Below are 19,456 nucleotides of genomic sequence, written 5' to 3'. Positions count from 1 at the left end.
TGAGCTTTACAGACGAAAAACATTGCGCGGGCAAATACGCGAAACCGGATACGGACTCAATCGCCCCCACCTATAAATACAATATCATTGAGCACCCGAACAATGAACAGTACTAGCCCTCCGGCTGATTTCCCCAATAACTTCAGCATCGTCATCGTGAATTACAAAACACCGGAAATCACCAAGATATGCTTAGAGTTATTGCACCAGCACGTGGGTGACAAGAACGTCCCGGTCTGGGTGGTTGACAATTACTCGGCCGATGAAAGCACTCAATACTTGCGAACACTTGACTGGATCAATTTAATCGAACGATCTATTTCGGAACCAGAAGCAGGCCATATCGCGCACGGCAAGGCACTCGACATGGTTTTGGAGCGAGTCGACACCGATTATTTACTTCTGATGCATACCGATACTTTTGTTTTCGATAAAAACGTTTTCCCGATGATATTAAACAAGTGCGCCAACAATAAAAAAGTCGTCGCCGTCGGGTGTGTAGAACAATTAAATCGCGGCACCGCGAGAACGGTTTGGCGCTACAGTTCACGACTATTCAAACACCACTACAGACGCCTTAAAATCTCCATGGGCTTACGTTCAAGAGAACCAAAACCATACAAAGAAATTTACTTGAAGAGCTTCTTTACATTGTGGAACTGCAAGCTCGTCAAACAGCACGGCATGCACTTTTCGATGGATGATCGCGTTCCTGGATATACCCTTCAAGACCAGATGACCCAGCTTGGTTACGTCGTTGAGACTTTATCGCCACGTAAAATCTTCAGCTATCTTGATCATATCCAGGCGGGTACTGTTGCAGCGACTGGCGGCTATGGAAAGACTCATAGACGAACCAAAATGTACAATAATATACTTAAGCGCCTGAACAAGGGTGACGGCAAGGCTTAAGCTACGCCGACACGTATGAGCCCGTCACCCACAGGTCGTTATATCAAGTTATCGGAGCAATAATGGCAGTCATCACTCAGGCACTACCCATCACCCTCTCACCGGAGCTTGATTTCGACCAGAACGACGCCAGCGCCTTTGGTGAGTCATTGACCAGCCAATATGTTCAGGCTACGCCATTTCCGCACATCGTCATCGACAACTTCCTGGACGAAGACCTGATTGCAAGTATTTGCTCGAACTTCCCGGTCGAGCCAACCAACAACGAAATGCTCTACGAGCGCGGCTATAAAGGGCAACGAAAACGTCAAATCAGTCCCAACGAATGCTCTCCGTTTTTAAAGACCGTTTTCAATGCTTTCAACTCGGCACCCATGTTGCAGTTTCTTGAAAAGTTAACAGGCATCGAAGGCTTGATACCTGACCCCTACTTCACCGGTGGCGGCTTGCATGAAACGAAAAGCGGGGGTTTCCTGGGGGTGCACTCGGACTTCAGGCTCAACAAGAAGCTTAACGTCGAGCGCAGACTGAATATCATTATTTATCTGAACGAAGACTGGAAAGACGAGTATGGAGGCAACCTGGAACTTTGGGATGTCAAGATGAAAACCTGTCTTAAAAAGGTTTTGCCCATTTACAATCGCTGCGTCATTTTCAATACAGACAAAGACAGCAATCATGGGCACCCGGAGCCTTTAACGACCCCAGAACACATCACTCGCCGGTCTATAGCGCTTTATTACTACACCGCAGGCACCTTGGCGATCGATCCCGCGCAAAGAAACAAAACCCACTACAAGCCAAGACCCAAAGATCGTTTCAGTCTCAAGTACTACATGAACAAATTACTCAAGAAGAAAAACTAAGCCATACCGCCAGACGATTGAGCTCGTGCTTTTCAGGCTTTAGCTCGGCGCCCGGTCGCGACCAGATCCGTCGAGCATCAGCACCTTTTGCACGGTCGCGCGCCGGCAAGCCGATAACCTCTGGATCGCTCCTGCTGCAAGGGTAACGGAACGGAAACGCAAACGGGGGTGTCAGCTGTTTAGACACCCCCTGTTTCTTCCCTCAACCCAAATGAAGCGGTGAAGTCATGAACAATATCGTCTACCTCGTTGGCGCCGTCGTGATCATCCTGTTTATCCTGTCGTTTGTCGGCTTGGTCTGAATCAGACGGCCAGATGCCAAAGGTAAAAAAGCCCGCTCAAAAGCGTAACGCTGTTCACTTAAGCGCGGTACTTCAGGCACACCTACTTTTGTGGCGAGGGAGCTTGCTCCCGCTGGGCTGCGTAGCGGCCCCAAAAATGTGACAACAATGCCATTTTTTGTGAGTGCTACGCACTCAAGCGGGAGCAAGCTCCCTCGCCACGGGTTCAGTGTCGGCCGTAAGTGAACAGCATTACGCTCAATAGCGGGCTTCGTAATCGGCTTTTTTATGGCGTGTGGCTCAATCTCTCGCGGAAATCGTCCTCCAGCTTTCGACAAACCTCTGCGATTATGCTTTTCCCGACTGCCGGGCCGGAGTAGTTGTCTACTTCCTCGCGGCATCGTTCGGCGGCATCACGGGCCTGCATGCTTTCCTTGTCTTGCGATGTGTTGCTGACATAAAAGCCGACGGCCAGGTACAAGGTGATTGCGATAGTGATGCCGACGACGATCTTGCCGACCCGGCCAATTTTCTTTTCTGACGGTATTGGCCACCCGGGCGAGATTCGTATTTTTTGCCTGAGGTCAGATTGGCAGTGTTTACATAAAATGGCTTCAGCCATGATGACTTCCGCGCAATAGGGACAGCTCTTTTTTCCAGCCTCCACAGATGAAACTCCTTTTTCAAAACGAGATTCTATCATTGGGTTCGGGGATGCTCAGCCTCTTCTGCCCCAAGGCAGCTAAAGTCAGCAGTTTGGATCAAAACCGCAATAGCACCCGTTGGCCACGGAGCAGCACTAATGCAATGGCCGGTAGTTGAGCATCTGAATCAAATGCTTCGTAAAAAACGAACATTTCAAAACGAATAAACGATTTTTATTGATGCAACATGCCCGTTAGCATGACCTCTTGCAGCCCATTGCTGCGCCATGCGGAGACAGTCATGCAGATGGCCATTCAACGCCGCGGTTTCGAGCTAACCGAGGCTTTTTACGGTTACCTCAGCAAGCGCCTGGCCTACAACTCAAGTCACGGCGCCGCCCGCACTGGGGCGGGTGACCGTGCGGCGCCACATGGGTATCGACCAACCCTGGATACTTAAATGACCGCCATTAGCGTCGGCCAATCCTGGATGTGGGCCGCCTTCATCGGGTTCGTCCTCGCCATGCTGGCGCTGGATCTTTTCGTCTTCGGCGGTCGCAAGGCGCATCGTGTTTCGGTACGCGAGGCGCTGGCCTGGGTCATCGCCTGGACCAGTTTGGCGTTGGTCTTCTCCGTCCTGCTCTGGTGGTATCTGCGCAGCATGTTCGGCGCCGAAGTGGCCCAGCGTACAACGCTCGAATTCCTGACGGGTTACCTGATCGAGCAGTCGCTGTCGATCGACAACATGTTCGTTTTCGTGATGATCTTCGGCTATTTCGCCGTGCCGCCAGAGTTGCAGCGCCGCGTCCTGCTCTATGGTGTGCTCGGCGCCATCTTCATGCGTGCCGTTATGATTTTCGCCGGTGTCTGGCTGGTGCAGGAGTTTGCCTGGCTGCTCTATGTCTTTGGCGCTTTCCTCGTCATCACCGGCATCAAGATGCTGATCTTCGCCAACCAGCAGCCAGACCTCGAAAAAAACCCTTTGCTGTGCTGGCTGCGTAGTCATCTTCGCATCACCGACGGTTTTCACGGCGAGCACTTCTTCGTGCGCCAGAAAGGCCTGCGCTGGGCGACGCCGATGTTCCTGGTGCTGGTACTGATCGAGGCCAGCGACCTGGTATTCGCAGTCGACAGCATCCCGGCTATCTTCGCCGTCACCACCGACCCCTTCATCGTGTTCACTTCCAACATTTTCGCCATCATGGGCATGCGCGCACTGTATTTTCTACTGGCCGACATGGCTGACCGCTTTCACTTGCTCAAATATGGTCTGGCCATCGTACTGGTGTTCATCGGCGGCAAGATGCTGGTCACGCCGTGGTGGCACATGCCGATCCAATGGTCGCTGAGCACAGTCGGCGGCATCATCTTGATCACGGTACTGTTGAGCCTGACTTTGACGAAGAGCAAAGCACGGGTTACGAAAGAACAATGATGAATTTGAGACAAGAACGGGAAATGACGGCACCGACGCTAGTCGCCTTGCTCATCAGTCGCCCATCGACCCCAGGAGCCACTGGCGAAATATCTCGGCAGAGGCAGAACGCTTGCGATGCTTGAGCGATACCAGGAACTCGCCATTGCCCGTCACGCATTCAAAAGGCGTCACCCGCTGCAACTCTCCCTTGGCCAGCGCCTCATCCGCCATGAACGACCAGGCCAGGCCGATGCCCATGCCTTGTTGAACGGCCCGATACGCCAACGTCAGCTGGTTGAAGACCGGGGCCTTCTCCCGCGCGACGAAGTCGATACCAAAGTGGCCGAACCATTGATGCCAGTCCAGACACTGCCAGGCGCAGGTGTCGATTTGCACCAGGTTGGCTTGCGCCAATTGCTCCAGTGTCTCAACCCCCGAAACATCCAGTGAAGGATGAGCCACGGCATAGACGATTTCCGGCAGCAGGAAATCGCTGTCCAGCGAGGGCCATTGGCCGCAACCATAGAGTACGCCTACGTCGAAATCATTGAGGCTGGCCTCATCGAACTCATTCATCGCGTGAACGTGCACGGCGATGTCGGGGTACGCCTTGTTGAATTCGATCAGCTTCGGGAACAGCCAGAACTGGGCCAGGGCATGGGTCGCCAGCACCGAGACGGCGTTGGACTGATGAACGTTGCGAATGCGCGTGACGCTTTGGTACATCGTGGTCAGGAGCACGTTGACCGTCATCAGCAGTTCATCCCCTGCGCTGGTCAACTTGACCCCTCGTGGCTTGCGCTCGAAGAGCGGGACGCCCATGCAGTCCTCAAGCTGGCGCATCTGTTTGCTCACGGCGCTCTGGGTCAGAAACAGTTCGCCGGCGGCGCCCGTGAAGCTGGCGTGTCGTCCCACGGCCTCGAACGTGATCAGGGTCTCCAATGGGGGCAAGGTACGCAGATAACGGTTAATGACGGTTCTCCGGGACTGGCGATTGCTACGAGACATTCCCCTGCGGAATGGGTGACCAACTTTATATCGCAGGTGGCGCTTATCTGCCATGGCTAGAATGCGGCTAAACAGCCTGCCAGAGCCAAAATGATGAACAGTGGAGTTGTATTTGCGATATTGGCGGGTGCCATCTGGGGTGGCGTGATTATCGGCCCTTCGTTGCTGCCGGAATTCAATGCCGTGCTGATCAGCAGCGTACGGTTTGCCCTGTACGGGATGATCTCGCTCCTCGTGGCCTTGCCCATCGCGTCTCGCCTGCTGTCACGTTTGACCCGCGGCGATGCCTGGATGCTGCTGCGCCTGTCACTGACCGGCAATATCCTGAACTACGCGCTCCTGGGTGCTTCCGTACAGCTGAGCGGGGTGACCGCGGCGGCCCTTATCAACGGCATGATGCCGCTCGCCATCACCTTTCTGGGGCGTAGCGATGCAGGGTCCCTGCCCCTGACCAGACTCAAGCTCCCCTTGCTGCTGGTATTCCTGGGCATCGTATCGGTCAGTCTGGAACATACGGGCGCGCCGGCGCAGAGCACCTCGCTGCCTTCCCGGTTGCTGGGCCTGGCCTGCGGGTTCAGTGCCGTGGCCTGCTGGTCGTGGTACGCCACCCACAACGCCCGGTATCTCAAGCAAAGCCATTTCAACAGCAGCGAATGGTCGACGCTGACAGGCATCGTGACGGGCATCGTGGCGATCGTGTTCGGCATCGCGGCCTTGATGCTGTTCCCGAACCTGGTGCCCTCCGAGGTTGAAAGCAGCCGCTGGACGACTTTCCTGTGGGTTTGCCTGTTCCTGGCGCTCTGTGGTTCATGGCTGGCCAATGGGCTCTGGAATGCTTGCTCGCGTCGAATGCCCGCGTCGTTGAGCGGCCAGATGATCGTGTTCGAAACGCTGTTTGCCTGCGTGTACGGTTTTCTGTTCAGCCAGCGAATGCCTGGCTTGATGGAAGTGGTCTCGATCCTGTTGCTGGTGGGCGGGGTCGTATGGGCGGCGAAACGTCATCGGATAATGCCGGTGAAACAGGCTGAACCCTGCGAATGACAGTCAATACTGTGGCGCAAACGCTTTCGGCGACTTCAAGACGACGGTCAGGGCAGAGGTTGGAGGCTGGTCTTGAAGGCAGTGACCACACGGTTACGGCCTTGGTGTTTAGCGTGATACAGGCGTTGATCGGCTGTACGCAGAATGGCTTCGATGGTGTCGCCATCGCGACCGGATTGCGATACGCCGATGCTCACCGTGACCACGGTTGACCGCTGCAGGCCATGAAAAGAACTATTGGCCACGGTGCTTCGCAGCCGCTCGGCGATTTCGTGCGCGCCTTCAAGTGAAGTCTGAGGTAGCAGTATCATGAATTCCTCTCCGCCCACTCGGGCTACGCCGTCATACGGCCGGATCGAATCGAGGCATTTCTCCACGAAACTCTTCAGGATGTCATCGCCAACCTGATGCCCGAAGCGATCGTTGATGGACTTGAAATTATCCAGATCCAGTGCCAACACGGAGAACGGCGCATCACCGCGTTTGGTCCGGCCGATTTCGCCCTCGACCCGCTCCATGAACCGACGCCGGTTATCAGCGCCTGTCAGTGGATCGGTCGCCGCAAGATGCCCGAGTTCCTGATTGGTGCGCTGGAGTTCCTGCAGGGCGTTCTCGGCATACGCCATCGCTTCGGCGAGACGCACCATCAACTCCTCCTGGCTGTAAATCCTGGAAAACGACCGCGTGGTGAGGAACGCTTGCACGACCCCATAGCTCAACATGAAGAATCCACCGGCGAAGATCGCGTGAGCGAGCCACCACATGTGGTTCCACGGACGTGCAAGGATGAAGGCAAGGGAGGACAGCGCGAATGCGGTGACCGAGATGATGAAAATGGTCATCAGCGGCGAACGGATACGGCGCAGCAGGAGAATTGTCACGGTCAATGTGGAAAGAACGAGGGCGCCCCCCTCCATCGAGAGGCGCACCGCGAGATTGCCGGCGATCGGCGAATTCGCGACGTACGCCACTGCCACGTCAACCAGCAGGAACAGTCCTATCCAGGTCAACCAAGGGCGGGCCGTCATTCGTTGGTCCGCGGCATCTGGTGGGCGCTGGTACGAGAGCATTGCGACTAACAGCAGAACCGACATGACCAGTCGAGAGGCCGGTCCATAAAGCAGGAAGAGCCAGATATTGTGGTGCGCAAGCCCGGTGAACGCACCATGCAACGCGTAGATCACTACAAAGCCGAGAAATCCAAGCGTCATCCATCGTAGCAGCGGCTCTCCCGATGACTGATAACAGCGCCACGTGACGTAAGTAACAAACAGGCCTGCCAAGGTGGCTGCCGTGATCGCAATGATATGGAACAGGTGATTCTCGAATAAAAGCGTGGGGTCCTGAAAAAAGTACAGGTAGCCAATCAGATAGGCCGGAACAAGCGCAAACCCTGCGAGCAGCAAGCAGGCGTAAACCCTGACCATGTAGCGAACGGCTTCAGGTGGCTCGTCGGTGGCGATGAAATTGATCATGGGTCCCTCCGGTCTTGATCCATTCATAGTTTTTTCAGGAAGCCCAGTAGCAGCTCATTGACCTCTGTCGCGCGCTCTTGCTGTATCCAGTGGCCGGCACCTTCGAGGATATGACACCCGCGCAGTTGCGGCAGTGTCTGCGCGAAGGCTTCGATCTGCCGCGGGGAGCTCGGAAACTTCAGCACGGCGTCGCGGCTGCCGGCTATGAACATCGACGGCTGCTGGATTTTGCAACCGCGCCAGGGTGCCAGCAGTGCCCATGAGCGCGTCATGTTGCGGTACCAGTTCAAGCCGCCGTGAAATCCGCTGCGGGTGAATTCGCGGGTGTAATAGGCAATGTCCTCCAGGCTTAGCCAGGCTGGCAGGGTTTCGGGCTCGATCATCGCGCCCAGGAAGCCCTGGCCCGGCTGCAGCCGGCCGAACACCGGCCCCTCGGGCCCGTCACCCGAGCCACTGAAGTAGATGCGCCGGATCGACGACTCGACGTTCCTTTCCAGCTCGGCCTCGGCCACACCCGGCGTCTGGAAATACTGGATGTAGAAGTCGTTGATACCCCGCGAGGCCAGCGCGCTGAGGAGCTCCACGCGCGCCGGCGACGAGAACGGAACGCTCATGCCGACCACGGCGCGGAACAGATCGGGTCGCATCATTGCTGCGCTCCAGGCCACCTGCGCGCCCCAGTCATGGCCGACGATCACGGCTTGCTGTTCGCCGAGTGCGTTGACCAACTCGACCATGTCGCCTACCAGGTGGAGCGTGGTGTAGGCGTCGGGTTCGGCCGGCGCATCTGTGCCGCCATAGCCGCGCATGTCAGGTGCTACCGCCCTGTAGCCGGCGGCCGCCAGCGCAGCGAGCTGGTTGCGCCACGAGTACCACAGCTCCGGAAAACCATGGCAGAGCAAGACCAGCGGGCCGCTACCTTGCGTGGCGATCTGCATGCGGATGCCATTGATGTCGAGCAGTTCCAGGTGTGGCTCGTTCATGTGCGCTTCCTGCGATTCAAGCGATGGCCCCCAGCAACCGTGGCAAGCTCGCCAGAGCCTGCTGTCGGCTGACCGAGAGCCGATGCAGCTGTGCGAGTTTCTCGGTGTCGGTTTCCGTAAGGCCCCTGACCACCGCCGTCATGAAGAACAAACGCGACTGCTTGATCCAGCGGGCCAAACCTTCATGCTCTCCCCAGCGTAGCTGGTTACCCAGGTAGACCGCCCAGATTCTGATCCAGTCCGTGGGGACGTGAGGCGGCGGGACCATCCTGCACAGCGCGTTCATTTGCGCTTGATCGACCAGGTGGCTTTCCACATAGGCGATCAAGGCCGCGCTGAACACGGGTTGGCAGCTGCTGACCATCAACAGGTTGATCTTGCCGCCGTCGAACACCTTCATTTCAGGCAGTCTCGGGATGGCACTGGCGCTGCAATCAATGTGCAGAGCATGTGGGCTTGTGGCGATGCTGTCCTGCTCGAGCACGATGCGCGTTGACTCGATAACGCGCACCCTCCCCTGGCGCACGACGTTGTCGATGCGTCGAAGCTCACGCAGTTCCGCCTGTGTGACGGTGGCGCAGCGGTAAGCAGTGGGTTCGACGGACTTGTCCAGGCGCAGGAGCTGACCTGTCGCCTCAAGCCTTAAGAACAGGTCCGGGATCGAGCCCGCGGCTGCGATAGCCTCGAACTGTGCCGTGAGACCGCCGATTGTTCGTTCGAAGCCGTCGAGGCCGGGTTGCAAGTTGGCCCGGTCGATCAACCACGGATCGTTCGGCATGATCCAGCAGATTTTTTCGGGCGCAACAGCGTTTTGCAGCAACCACAGGCAAGCGTCGATCCCGGTCTTGCCTGCCCCCACCACGACGTAGCTGGTGTATGGGTGGCGGATTTTCGGCAAGTCGTTCAGTGGCACGCATTGCACGCCGGGTTCCACCCTGTACCTGGGCGGGTGGGTCGAGGGCACTGCTGTCTGGGCATGGGTGGCGTCCACCACCTTTTTGTGCACCCGCACCTGATGGTCTGCACCGCTGACGAGCGAGGTAAACCGGTGGTCGTCAATGCGGTCGCCGGTGTAGTTGCACATGGGGAAGTAACGGACTCGACCGGATGGCAGAAACTGCTGATTCATCACCTGATCGAAGTAGCTCACCACCTCCGCGCCGGAGGCCAGCTCATACAAGCCCTCGTTCAGTGCCGTCGTATCTTTCGTTCCGCTACCCAGTTCCCTTGAGTTGACGCCATAGAAGGCCGAGGGCTGGTGCAACCGTACAAAGGGGTAGGCATCATTCCAGTGCCCGCCAGCTCGTTCGTGTCGGTCCACCATCACGATGCGTGCATTCGTTTCCTTGAGTAGCGTATCGACGAAGGCCATGGCCGTCGCGCCAGCACCGATGACCAGGTAATCGGTTTCGATCGGATTTTCGTCCATATGGCTGCACCGCCCTGAAGGTTGTCCCCTCAACTTCCGTAGATTAGCCACCAATGCCGCGCTCAATAGAACGAATGCTGCTCACCTCCATAACCAATGGAATTAATGGCTGCAGCCCGCGCGCCAGACGGACGCCCCATCAACCGCCGGGCTCGAGTGTGGTGAGCGCCGGTCGAATCCATAGCCGATTGCTGCCTGTCACGAAGGACTCGGTCGACTGGCTTGAAGGCACTGATTCACCCTGCATAAAAATCCGTCATGACATGTTATGACCTCCCTGAAAAACGGACTTTAACCAACAAATTCAGGGGTTTTAGGACGAATGGTCGAGAGGCGTCAAGCGCGGGGAATTGCAGGGAGTTTGCAGCCACTACAGGCTTTTCTGACGGGCGCGTTCGTCGCGGTGAAGTGAACTTCACTTTCATGACGTGTCACATTAAGTCCTTGTCAAGTGAACTTCAGTGGAGGTACAGCCTTATGAGCATGGCCACGATAGTCAGTGCCGTGATTTCCAGTCTCGCACCCAGTGTCTTTGACCAGAACAATCTGCAAGACCCCGGTGCACATGTCTCAGCCGTCGAATACCACTACGGTATGGACATCGATGTGAAACGGGTATTGCAGCGCACCGATACATCCGACAAGACCGGCGTCGTACCGGTGACCCTGGTCTACGAAGACAGCGAGGGCGAGATTCACAAGATCCGTTTCCTCGAATGGGGTGGAAGCCCTGCCGACCCTACCAGCATTGCCTGATCAACTCCTCGATCGGGTTCCGGGCCTAGCCGCCCCCTAACAAGAAGCGGAAGTTGAACCTCCTGTGCACTCAGTGCGATTGAGGTTTTGTGTTACCTGAAAATGGACATATTCGAATGACTGAAAGTTCATTCGCGAAACTCACTATTATCTTGGTGGCGTGTTGCCCCAGGATTAATTGATAACAATGGCTGGATCTGAATGGCAGTCAGCAACGGTAATCAAGCCGTGCCAAGAGCCAAGTTGATTCACTATTGAATAAAAGAGGTCACCATGGAACTTAGTATGTTTTCTTCGTCCACCGTGGAATATGTGCGTTTGGGCGTTGTCTATTTTCATCTTATCGCCTGTTGCGTGGCAATCGGGCTGGTCTTGACCAGTGACATCGCAATGGTCAAGCAACTCCTGAAGGGGGATGCGTCAGGTCACCAAGATGACGCGCACATGGAAAGCCTTCAAAAAACCGTATCGCTTGCACTTGTAGCGCTTTGGATTACTGGCATTGGTATTGTCGGGATCGATTATGCCGGTAAAGGGATGGAGTATTTCCTCAATCCAAAACTGCAAGCCAAAATTGGCATCGTCGTGCTGCTGACCTTTAACGGCTTCCTGTTGCATAGCGCTGTATTGCCGGCGCTGAAAAAAGCCGGTTCGTTACTCAAGCTCTCCTTCAGCCTGCGCATGCTGGCGCTGTTCTCCGGCGCTCTCTCCGCCGTGTCCTGGTTCTATGCCGCCATGCTCGGTGTCGGTCGTCCGCTGGCCTGGAAATACTCGCTGGTCGAGTTGCTGGCAGCCTATCCGGTTCTCATCGTCGGCGGTTTCGGGATGATGGTCCTGCTCACTGCCTGGGCAAAAGACAGAGACACCGAAGCGCGTAGGGAGCAAGGTTTCAGGACTCCAGGAAACGCCGCCCTCGCTGGATGGTGAAGCCAGGCTGAACAAGGAAGTTCGGCTTCAGCCAATAAAACTCGCTGTTAGCAGTTCCGAAACGGTGCTGCTAACGCTGGTTTAAACGAGATCCAGCGGCCTCTATCGTTTCCCCTTCATGCAGACTACGGAAAGATAAGCCCCCCAAAGAACACCACATACGGCAAGTATCAGCTCCGGATTGAAAATACTCTGATCGACCGGTGCCACCAGGATTTCGCTGTAAAGGCACAGGGCGCCCGCGATCAACGCAATAAAGTAGCCAGTCTGTGTTCTGGTCCGGCGCAGCAATAGAACCTTTTTCAGACCCTCTTCTTTCCATTCCTGACGGGGCATGAGTTGGATTTCCTCCAGCAGCACCACACCCCACAGTAATGCGCATAACCCATAACCTATCATCATGACGCCCTCCAGTTTGAACGTTGATTCAACATAAATGCAGCGTGCACTCAGTGCTCAACTTGTGAATATCCATTCCGGAGTCTTTTCTGACTCGTTGACGAAGACAACTCCATTGAGCAGACCAATATATTCCGAGGGGTAAATATGCTTGATTGGGACGGCCCCCGCTATCGACGTTAGCAGGAGTTCTTTGTGGAGATATCAGCCAAAAGCTTGTAGTGGTTCCACTACAAGCAGCCACTCTAGGTTAACAAGCCGTTTTCGAGTGCATAGCGGGCCAGTTTCGCGTTGCTGTCCATCCCGGTTTTTTCCAGGATGCGTGCCCGGTACGTCGTGACGGTGCTCGGGCTCAAGTGCAGAATCTGGGCGATACGGACAATTCTTTCGCCTGCTGCGAGGAGCTTCAGTACTTCAAGCTCCCGGTCGGAGAGCGCTTCGTGGGGTGCCTCGTCGCCTCTGCCGATCGCGTTGACCAGTTTTTCCGCCAGCTCGGGACTGACGTGCTTGCCGCCCGAGGCCACCTTGCGAACGGCCGCCACCAGGGTGGCTGCGCAAATATCCTTGGTGAGGTATCCCGCTGCGCCGTGCTTGATTGCGCGTAACGCATAGGCCTCGACCGAATGCATGCTCAACATCAGAACGGCGAGCCTGGGCTTGTGCGCACGCATGAGCTTGAGGAGTTCGAGGCCGTTCTTGTCGGGTAGCTGAATATCGACCAGCGCCACGTCGAAATCCTGCTCGCGAACCAGGGCCATGGCATCTTGTGCCGTCTCGGCTTCACCCGTGACGTCGATCTCGCCGGCCGTCTCCAGCATGCGTCGCACACCGCTACGCACAATGCTGTGATCATCCACCAGCAAGACTCTGATTTTGTGGTCAGTCATCTGTCTTTTCCATTCGCACCCGCAAGGCCCTGGCCGTTTCGTGTCTCGATGTACAGATGATGTTGAACCCGCGAGCCCCGCCGACACAGATGCGCGTGCTCATGCATTCCCACACCCACCCTGCGGCCAGTGGCCAGTGGCCAGCAAGCCATTGCATCGGCTGCCGGGTTCTACGTTAGCAGGTCGGGATTGCACTGCAAGATGACAATTCCCCCCGGGATCCGGGGCATTGCGCCAACCTTGCTAGTATTTCGTAAGCCAGCGCTCAGTGTTCGACAGGGTAAACACTGCGAAGCCGGCTCCTGCGGCAAGGGGTAATGCCTTGCCCGCGGCATCCATTTTGACTGGACACAGACATGGCCACAGTGACGACACCGATCGAAGTATTGGACATGAAGACATTGCTGGCAGCGCTGAAATCGTTGCGCAAAGGTGACTTCACCACGCGTATGCCGGAAGACTGGACCGGCATGCCGGGCAAGATCGCCGACACGCTCAACGAGATCATCGACATGGCGGCCGAGACCACCACCGAATTCGAACGCGTGGCGCAACTGATCGGCAAGCAGGGCAAGGTCGACGAGCGAATCCAATTGCCGATGATGAAAGGCTCGTGGCAAAAGATCGTCAACTCCAGCAATGCGCTCACCAGCGACCTCATCAGCCCGATGAACGAGATCATTCGCGTGGTCGGTTCGGTGGCCGAGGGTAATCTGAGCCAGCAGGTACCGCCGGTACTTGACGGTCTGAAACTGCGGGGCCAGTTCCTCAAATCCGCCGAGATCGTCAACACCATGGTGACGCGCCTGGGCTCCTTCGCTTCCGAGGTCACCCGCGTGGCGCGGGAAGTCGGCACTGAGGGGATTCTCGGCGGGCAGGCCAATGTCAAAGGGGTATCCGGCACCTGGAAAGACCTGACCGACTCCGTCAACGACATGGCCGCCAACCTGACCACCCAGATGCGCAATATCGCTTACGTGACCACGGCAGTGGCCAAAGGCGATCTGGGCAAGACGATTACCGTCGAAGCCCGGGGTGAGATTCTCGAACTGAAAAACACCATCAACACCATGGTCGGCCAGCTCTCGAGTTTCGCGGCGGAGGTGACCCGCGTGGCGCTGGAAGTCGGTACCGAAGGCAAGTTGGGCGGCCAGGCGGAAGTGCGCGGCGTCTCGGGCACCTGGCGCGACCTGACCGAATCGGTCAACGGCATGGCGGCCAACCTGACCACCCAGGTGCGCAACCTCGCCCAGGTGACGACGGCGGTGGCGCGTGGCGACCTCGGCAAGAAAATCACCGTTGAAGCCAAGGGTGAGATTCTCGAACTGAAAAACACCATCAACACCATGGTCGACCAGCTCTCCAGCTTCGCCTCGGAGGTGACCCGCGTCGCGCTGGAGGTCGGTACCGAAGGCAAACTGGGCGGACAGGCCGAAGTCACCGGCGTGTCCGGTACCTGGAAGGACTTGACCAATTCGGTCAACGGCATGGCGGCCAACCTGACCACCCAGGTGCGCAACATTGCCGACGTGACGACGGCGGTGGCCAACGGCGACCTGTCGCGCAAGATCACCGCCGAAGCCAAAGGTGAAATTCTCCAGCTCAAGGAAACCATCAACACCATGGTGGACCAGCTCTCGACCTTTGCCGACGAAGTGACGCGCATGGCTCGCGAGGTGGGGACTGACGGCAAACTCGGCGGCCAGGCCAAGGTGACGGGCGTCGGTGGGACCTGGAAAGACTTGACCGACTCGGTCAACAGCATGGCGGCCAACCTGACCAATCAGGTGCGCAACATCGCCGACGTGACGACAGCAGTGGCCAAAGGCAACCTGGGGCGCAAGATCACCGTGGAAGCCAAGGGCGAAATCATGGAGCTGAAGAACACCATCAACACCATGGTGGACCAGCTCAACAGCTTTGCCGCCGAAGTGACACGGGTGGCGCGCGAAGTCGGCACCGAAGGCAAGCTCGGGGGGCAGGCACAGGTGCAAGGTGTATCCGGCACCTGGAGGGATCTGACCGAAAACGTGAACTTCATGGCAGCCAACCTGACCAGCCAGGTGCGAGGCATCGCAAAAGTGGTGACCGCCGTCGCCAACGGCGACATGAAGAAGAAGCTGACACTGGAAGCCAAGGGCGAGATCGCCGAACTGGCCGACACCATCAACGGTATGACCGATACGCTGGCGCTGTTCTCCGACCAGGTGACCTCGGTGGCGCGTGAAGTGGGCGTCGAGGGCAAGCTGGGGGGCCAGGCCAACGTGCCGGGTGCTGCCGGCACCTGGCGCGACCTGACGGACAACGTCAACGGTCTGGCCGCCAACCTGACCAACCAGGTGCGTGCAATTGCCGATGTGGCGACGGCCGTGACCAAGGGCGATCTGACCCGTTACGTGGAGGTGGAAGCCAAGGGTGAAGTGGCGGAACTCAAGGACAACGTCAACGAGATGATCCGCAACCTGCGCGAAACCACGCGGCAAAACGCGGAGCAGGACTGGCTCAAGAGCAATCTGGCGAAATTCAACCGCCTGCTGCAGGGCCAGCGCGATCTGGCGGCAGTCTCCAAGATGGTGCTGTCTGAACTGGCGCCGCTGATCAACGCCCAGCACGGTGTGTTCTACATGATGGACGAGAACCCGCCGGATCCGGCGAAACTCAAGCTGCTGTCCGCTTATGCGTACAAGGGCAACATCAATGTGAACGATGAGTGGCGGCTCGGCGAGGGCCTGGTCGGGCAATGCGCCTACGAGAAGCGGCGCATCCTGCTGACCGATGTACCGGCCGATTACGTCGCGATTTCATCCGGTCTGGGTGCTGCCGCCCCGCTGAATATCATCGTGTTGCCGATCCTGTTCGAGAACAAGGTCAAGGCCGTCGTCGAAATGGCTTCGTTCACGCGCTACAGCATCATTCATCAGACCTTCCTTGATCAGCTCGCCGAATCGATCGGTATCGTGCTCAACACGATCGAAGCCAATATGCGGACCGAAGAACTGCTCAAGCAGTCGCAATCGCTGGCGCACGAACTGCAAAGGCAACAGGAGGAACTGAGACAGACCAACGAGGAACTGGAGGACAAGGCCGGCCTGCTGGCGGAGCAGAAAGCCGAAGTCGAGCGCAAGAACCGTGAAGTCGAAATCACCAAACTGTCGCTGGAGGAGAAGGCGGAGCAGCTGACGCTGACCTCGAAGTACAAGTCCGAATTCCTCTCCAGCATGTCCCATGAACTCAGAACGCCCTTGAACAGCTTGCTGATCCTGGCCCGCCAGCTCAGCGACAACGCGGAACACAATCTCACCCCCAGGCAGGTCGAATATGCCAAGACCATCCGCAGCGCGGGCAAAGACCTGCTGGAGCTGATCGACGAGATTCTCTACCTGTCCAAGATCGAGTCGGGTACGGTCACACTGGATCTCAATGAAGCGCGGTTCGCCGATCTGCACGACCAGATCGAACGCACCTTCAGGCCGGTCGCCGAAAGCCGCGGCCTGACCTTCACGATTGAACTGGCACCTACCCTGCCCCCCGTCTTGTGGACCGACGAAAAGCGCCTGCTGCAGGTGGTCAAGAACCTGCTGTCCAACGCCTTCAAGTTCACTGAACAAGGCAGCGTCAAGATCAGCATCGAGCCCGTTGTGTCCGGGTGGAGTGTGGATCACAGCGAACTGAATCGCGCCGATGCGGTGGTCGCCTTCGTGGTCACCGACACCGGCATCGGCGTATCGGCCGGCAAGCAGAAGCTGATCTTCGAGGCGTTCCAGCAAGCCGATACCGGAACCTCACGAAAATACGGCGGCACCGGCCTCGGCCTGTCGATCAGCCGCGAGCTCGCACACCGGCTGGGCGGTGAGCTGCGGCTGATCCCCGGTGAGATCGGCAAGGGCAGTACTTTTGCGCTGTACGTGCCCTTGCGAACACAGGATGCCCAGCGTCAGACGCTGGACGAACCCGCAACAGAGGCAGTACCTGGCCAGGTCAGGCGCGACCTTATGTCCGGCCCTTCTGCACAGATACTCGACGACCGCGAGTCGGTCCAACCCGGCGACCAGGTGCTGCTGATGCTCGAGGGCGACGCCCGATTCGCCGGCATCCTGCTCGAGGCCGCGCATCAGAAGGGATTCAGGGCGATCGTCACGACCCGTGGCGCGGATGCGCCGGAGCTGGTCGAGCGCTTCAATCCCGCCGCAATCACACTGGACCCGGGCCTGACGGACATCGATGGCTGGTTGCTGCTCGAGCAGTTGAAGGGAAATTTCGCCACGCGTCACATTCCGGTCCAGATCATCTCGAACACTGACGACCGCACACGCGGGCTGCGCTATGGCGCATACGACTATCTGCTCAAGCCAGTCACAGCCGACGAGATTCAACATGCGCTGGTGGGCATCGTCGCATTCGCAGGGCGCAACACCAGGAACCTGCTGCTGATCGACGCTGACGAAGCGAACCGCGCCCGCCTCCTCGATCTGCTCGGCAACACCGACCTGAAGATCGAAACGACCGCCAGCGGCGCTGAAGCCTTGAAGAAACTGGCAAAGAAACGCTACGACTGCATGGCAATCCATCTCGAACTGCCCGACGCATCCGGCATCGAGCTGCTCGAGGCGTTGCAGGAAGACCAGGCCAGGCGTGAACTGCCGATCGTCGTCTACGGTGCAGAGACACTGACCAAGCCGCAACACGAGCGTTTCCGGACACTGCTGGGCAAGGGCGTGATCAAGGCCGTTCAGTCTCCCGAGCGCATACTCGACGAAACCGCACTGTTTCTACACCGGGTCGTCGACAGGCTGTCGCAGACCCAGCGCAGGATGCTGGAAAAACTCTATGAGGGGTCGGACAGCCTCGAGGGCAAAAAGGCCCTGGTGGTCGACGACGACGTGCGCAATATCTTTGCCCTGACCAGCGTGCTCGAGAGCAACAACATGCGGGTGGCCACGGCGGAAAACGGCCGGACCGCCATAGAACTGCTGCAGCAGCAGCCCGATACCGACATCGTGCTGATGGACATCATGATGCCCGAGATGGATGGCTTTGAAACCATGCGCCAGATCCGTACCTTCAAACGATTTGAAGCCCTGCCCATGATTGCGCTGACGGCCAAGGCGATGATGGGTGACCGTGAAAAGTGCATCGAGGCAGGCGCCTCGGACTACGTCAGCAAGCCGGTGGATACCGACCAGCTGCTGTCACTGATGCGCAGATGGCTCTATCGATGAAGCAACCTCCGGTATTCAAAGAGAGCGCCCAGGTGCGGCACCCTGCCCCGCCTGATGGCGTGCCAGCATCGGTGTTGCTAGTGGATGACAACCCCGCCAAGCTCACCGCGCTCGCCGCAGTGATTACCGACATGGGCCTCGATGTCGCCACGGCGACTTCCGGACGCGAGGCGCTGCGCCTGCTATTGCAGCGCGACTTCGCCGTCATACTGCTCGACGTGAAAATGCCGGCGATGGACGGTTTTGAAACCGCTGCACTTATTCACGGCCGCCCGAAGTCGGCCCATACACCCATTATCTTCGTCACCGCGGAGGCCGACACCGATTCCGAGCGTTTCCGCGGTTACACGTCCGGCGCCGTGGATTACATCTTCTCGCCGATTGTGGCCGAAGTGCTTCGCGCCAAGGTCCAGGTGTTTGTCGACCTGTTCTACTTGCAGCGCAAACTGACGATGCAGGCCGAAGAATTGCAGCAATCGAAACGGCAGCTGCGTGAACTGGCCTCCTATCAGGAGCACCTCAAGGAAGAAGAGCGAAAGCGCATCGCTCGCGACATCCACGACGAGCTGGGACAAAGTCTGCTGGCGTTGCGAATCGATGTCTCCATGCTGCAGGCGCGCACCCGTACCATGCACCCCAGGCTCAACGAAAAGGCCAGCGATGCGCTGAATCACCTCGATACAGCCATCCGCAGTGTGCGCAGTATCATCAATGATCTTCGGCCCCCCGTACTCGACCTGGGATTGCAGGCCGCGATCGAGTGGCAACTTGAAGAGTTCCGGCAGCGCAGCGCGATCGATTGCACGATGTCGGCCAAAGACGAAAACTTCCGTTGCGACCTGAATGAAAAATCCGCCACGACGCTGTTCCGCATCGTGCAGGAATCACTGTCGAACATTGCCCGACACGCGCAAGCGACAAAGGTGCACATCGAACTCTCCAGGGAGGGTCGCCGGCTTTACCTGCAGATCAAGGACAACGGCGTAGGCATGACGGATCGCAAAAAACTGAACTCGTTCGGGCTGGTGGGCATGAAGGAACGCATCAGCATGCTGGGTGGGGAGTTCACGATCGACAGCGCACCGGACAAAGGAACGAAATTGAGCATATCGCTGCCCATCGACTGACGTGGATATCAATTTCAAGCAGTACATCCTGCATCGAAGCTCCATGGCATCATCCATTTCAACATGATGACGATCGTAGTTTGGG

At 57.5% G+C, this 19,456-nt stretch carries 15 protein-coding genes; 8 read left to right on the top strand and 7 right to left on the bottom strand.

Features of this window, described 5'->3' with window-relative positions; all coding sequences use genetic code 11:
- Positions 1-102 precede the first annotated feature (102 nt).
- Complete coding sequence (locus AC3WN7_RS16480) at positions 103-912, top strand: glycosyltransferase family 2 protein (RefSeq protein WP_102674301.1); 810 nt, start codon at positions 103-105, stop codon at positions 910-912.
- Between the two features lie 62 nt (positions 913-974).
- Positions 975-1,778 (top strand): 2OG-Fe(II) oxygenase, encoded by an 804-nt coding sequence (locus tag AC3WN7_RS16475; protein WP_095966943.1) that lies wholly within the window; start codon positions 975-977, stop codon positions 1,776-1,778.
- Between the two features lie 567 nt (positions 1,779-2,345).
- Here the strand turns inward: AC3WN7_RS16475 and AC3WN7_RS16470 are convergent.
- A complete protein-coding gene (locus AC3WN7_RS16470; RefSeq protein WP_219735702.1) occupies positions 2,346-2,681 on the bottom strand; it encodes a hypothetical protein in 336 nt (111 codons plus the stop codon).
- 482 nt (positions 2,682-3,163) lie between these two features.
- Between AC3WN7_RS16470 and AC3WN7_RS16465 the strand changes: the two genes are divergently transcribed.
- Entirely contained in the window at positions 3,164-4,138 is a 975-nt protein-coding gene (locus AC3WN7_RS16465) for a TerC family protein (protein WP_102674303.1), read from the top strand.
- A 54-nt stretch (positions 4,139-4,192) separates the two neighbouring features.
- On the opposite strand, the gene AC3WN7_RS16460 is transcribed toward AC3WN7_RS16465, so the two are convergent.
- The gene (locus tag AC3WN7_RS16460) at positions 4,193-5,128 is read right to left on the bottom strand and encodes a LysR substrate-binding domain-containing protein (RefSeq protein WP_095966946.1); all 936 of its coding nucleotides are present in this window, start codon (positions 5,126-5,128) and stop codon (positions 4,193-4,195) included.
- A gap of 90 nt (positions 5,129-5,218) precedes the next feature.
- Between AC3WN7_RS16460 and AC3WN7_RS16455 the strand changes: the two genes are divergently transcribed.
- Positions 5,219-6,169: a DMT family transporter gene (locus tag AC3WN7_RS16455; RefSeq protein ID WP_102674304.1), complete on the top strand. Its 951-nt coding sequence runs from the start codon at positions 5,219-5,221 to the stop codon at positions 6,167-6,169.
- A gap of 47 nt (positions 6,170-6,216) precedes the next feature.
- On the opposite strand, the gene AC3WN7_RS16450 is transcribed toward AC3WN7_RS16455, so the two are convergent.
- Genes AC3WN7_RS16450 through AC3WN7_RS16440 form a run of 3 tightly spaced genes read right to left on the bottom strand, consistent with a single transcriptional unit; the run spans position 6,217 to position 10,056 of the window.
- A complete protein-coding gene (locus AC3WN7_RS16450) occupies positions 6,217-7,644 on the bottom strand; it encodes a GGDEF domain-containing protein (RefSeq protein ID WP_102674305.1) in 1,428 nt (475 codons plus the stop codon).
- 23 nt (positions 7,645-7,667) lie between these two features.
- Complete coding sequence (locus tag AC3WN7_RS16445; protein WP_102674306.1) at positions 7,668-8,627, bottom strand: alpha/beta fold hydrolase; 960 nt, start codon at positions 8,625-8,627, stop codon at positions 7,668-7,670.
- A 16-nt stretch (positions 8,628-8,643) separates the two neighbouring features.
- Positions 8,644-10,056, bottom strand: a complete 1,413-nt coding sequence (locus tag AC3WN7_RS16440) for an FAD/NAD(P)-binding protein (RefSeq protein ID WP_102674307.1) — start codon at positions 10,054-10,056, stop codon at positions 8,644-8,646.
- A gap of 477 nt (positions 10,057-10,533) precedes the next feature.
- Here AC3WN7_RS16440 and AC3WN7_RS16435 point away from each other — a divergent pair, with 477 nt between their 5' ends.
- A complete protein-coding gene (locus AC3WN7_RS16435; protein ID WP_095967106.1) occupies positions 10,534-10,812 on the top strand; it encodes a DUF2790 domain-containing protein in 279 nt (92 codons plus the stop codon).
- Positions 10,813-11,085: 273 nt separating this feature from the next.
- A complete protein-coding gene (locus tag AC3WN7_RS16430; protein WP_095967107.1) occupies positions 11,086-11,739 on the top strand; it encodes a hypothetical protein in 654 nt (217 codons plus the stop codon).
- A gap of 102 nt (positions 11,740-11,841) precedes the next feature.
- Here the strand turns inward: AC3WN7_RS16430 and AC3WN7_RS16425 are convergent, their stop codons facing one another.
- Both AC3WN7_RS16425 and AC3WN7_RS16420 read right to left on the bottom strand, forming a co-directional pair.
- The gene (locus tag AC3WN7_RS16425; protein ID WP_102674308.1) at positions 11,842-12,141 is read right to left on the bottom strand and encodes a hypothetical protein; all 300 of its coding nucleotides are present in this window, start codon (positions 12,139-12,141) and stop codon (positions 11,842-11,844) included.
- A 242-nt stretch (positions 12,142-12,383) separates the two neighbouring features.
- Entirely contained in the window at positions 12,384-13,025 is a 642-nt protein-coding gene (locus AC3WN7_RS16420; protein ID WP_102674309.1) for a response regulator, read from the bottom strand.
- A 356-nt stretch (positions 13,026-13,381) separates the two neighbouring features.
- On the opposite strand from AC3WN7_RS16420, the gene AC3WN7_RS16415 reads away from it, so the two are divergent.
- Positions 13,382-18,244 carry a response regulator gene (locus tag AC3WN7_RS16415; protein WP_102674310.1) on the top strand — a complete coding sequence of 1,621 codons (4,863 nt, stop codon included), beginning with the start codon at positions 13,382-13,384 and terminating at the stop codon, positions 18,242-18,244.
- Positions 18,241-19,371: an ATP-binding response regulator gene (locus tag AC3WN7_RS16410; protein ID WP_102674311.1), complete on the top strand. Its 1,131-nt coding sequence runs from the start codon at positions 18,241-18,243 to the stop codon at positions 19,369-19,371. The genes AC3WN7_RS16415 and AC3WN7_RS16410 overlap by 4 nt, the downstream gene beginning before the upstream one ends.
- Positions 19,372-19,456 lie beyond the last annotated feature (85 nt).

It is taken from the genome of Pseudomonas sp. FW305-70, assembly GCF_058783925.1.
The sequence above is the reverse complement of the archived record's forward strand: the minus strand, read 5'-3'. Positions and strand labels throughout refer to the sequence as shown.

Coding starts and splice junctions, on each gene's coding strand:
- AC3WN7_RS16480 (WP_102674301.1), top strand. CDS start 103: ATGAACAGTACTAGCCCTCCGGCTGATTTCCCCAATAACTTCAGCATC.
- AC3WN7_RS16475 (WP_095966943.1), top strand. CDS start 975: ATGGCAGTCATCACTCAGGCACTACCCATCACCCTCTCACCGGAGCTT.
- AC3WN7_RS16470 (WP_219735702.1), bottom strand. CDS start 2,681: ATGGCTGAAGCCATTTTATGTAAACACTGCCAATCTGACCTCAGGCAA.
- AC3WN7_RS16465 (WP_102674303.1), top strand. CDS start 3,164: ATGACCGCCATTAGCGTCGGCCAATCCTGGATGTGGGCCGCCTTCATC.
- AC3WN7_RS16460 (WP_095966946.1), bottom strand. CDS start 5,128: ATGTCTCGTAGCAATCGCCAGTCCCGGAGAACCGTCATTAACCGTTAT.
- AC3WN7_RS16455 (WP_102674304.1), top strand. CDS start 5,219: ATGATGAACAGTGGAGTTGTATTTGCGATATTGGCGGGTGCCATCTGG.
- AC3WN7_RS16450 (WP_102674305.1), bottom strand. CDS start 7,644: ATGATCAATTTCATCGCCACCGACGAGCCACCTGAAGCCGTTCGCTAC.
- AC3WN7_RS16445 (WP_102674306.1), bottom strand. CDS start 8,627: ATGAACGAGCCACACCTGGAACTGCTCGACATCAATGGCATCCGCATG.
- AC3WN7_RS16440 (WP_102674307.1), bottom strand. CDS start 10,056: ATGGACGAAAATCCGATCGAAACCGATTACCTGGTCATCGGTGCTGGC.
- AC3WN7_RS16435 (WP_095967106.1), top strand. CDS start 10,534: ATGAGCATGGCCACGATAGTCAGTGCCGTGATTTCCAGTCTCGCACCC.
- AC3WN7_RS16430 (WP_095967107.1), top strand. CDS start 11,086: ATGGAACTTAGTATGTTTTCTTCGTCCACCGTGGAATATGTGCGTTTG.
- AC3WN7_RS16425 (WP_102674308.1), bottom strand. CDS start 12,141: ATGATGATAGGTTATGGGTTATGCGCATTACTGTGGGGTGTGGTGCTG.
- AC3WN7_RS16420 (WP_102674309.1), bottom strand. CDS start 13,025: ATGACTGACCACAAAATCAGAGTCTTGCTGGTGGATGATCACAGCATT.
- AC3WN7_RS16415 (WP_102674310.1), top strand. CDS start 13,382: ATGGCCACAGTGACGACACCGATCGAAGTATTGGACATGAAGACATTG.
- AC3WN7_RS16410 (WP_102674311.1), top strand. CDS start 18,241: ATGAAGCAACCTCCGGTATTCAAAGAGAGCGCCCAGGTGCGGCACCCT.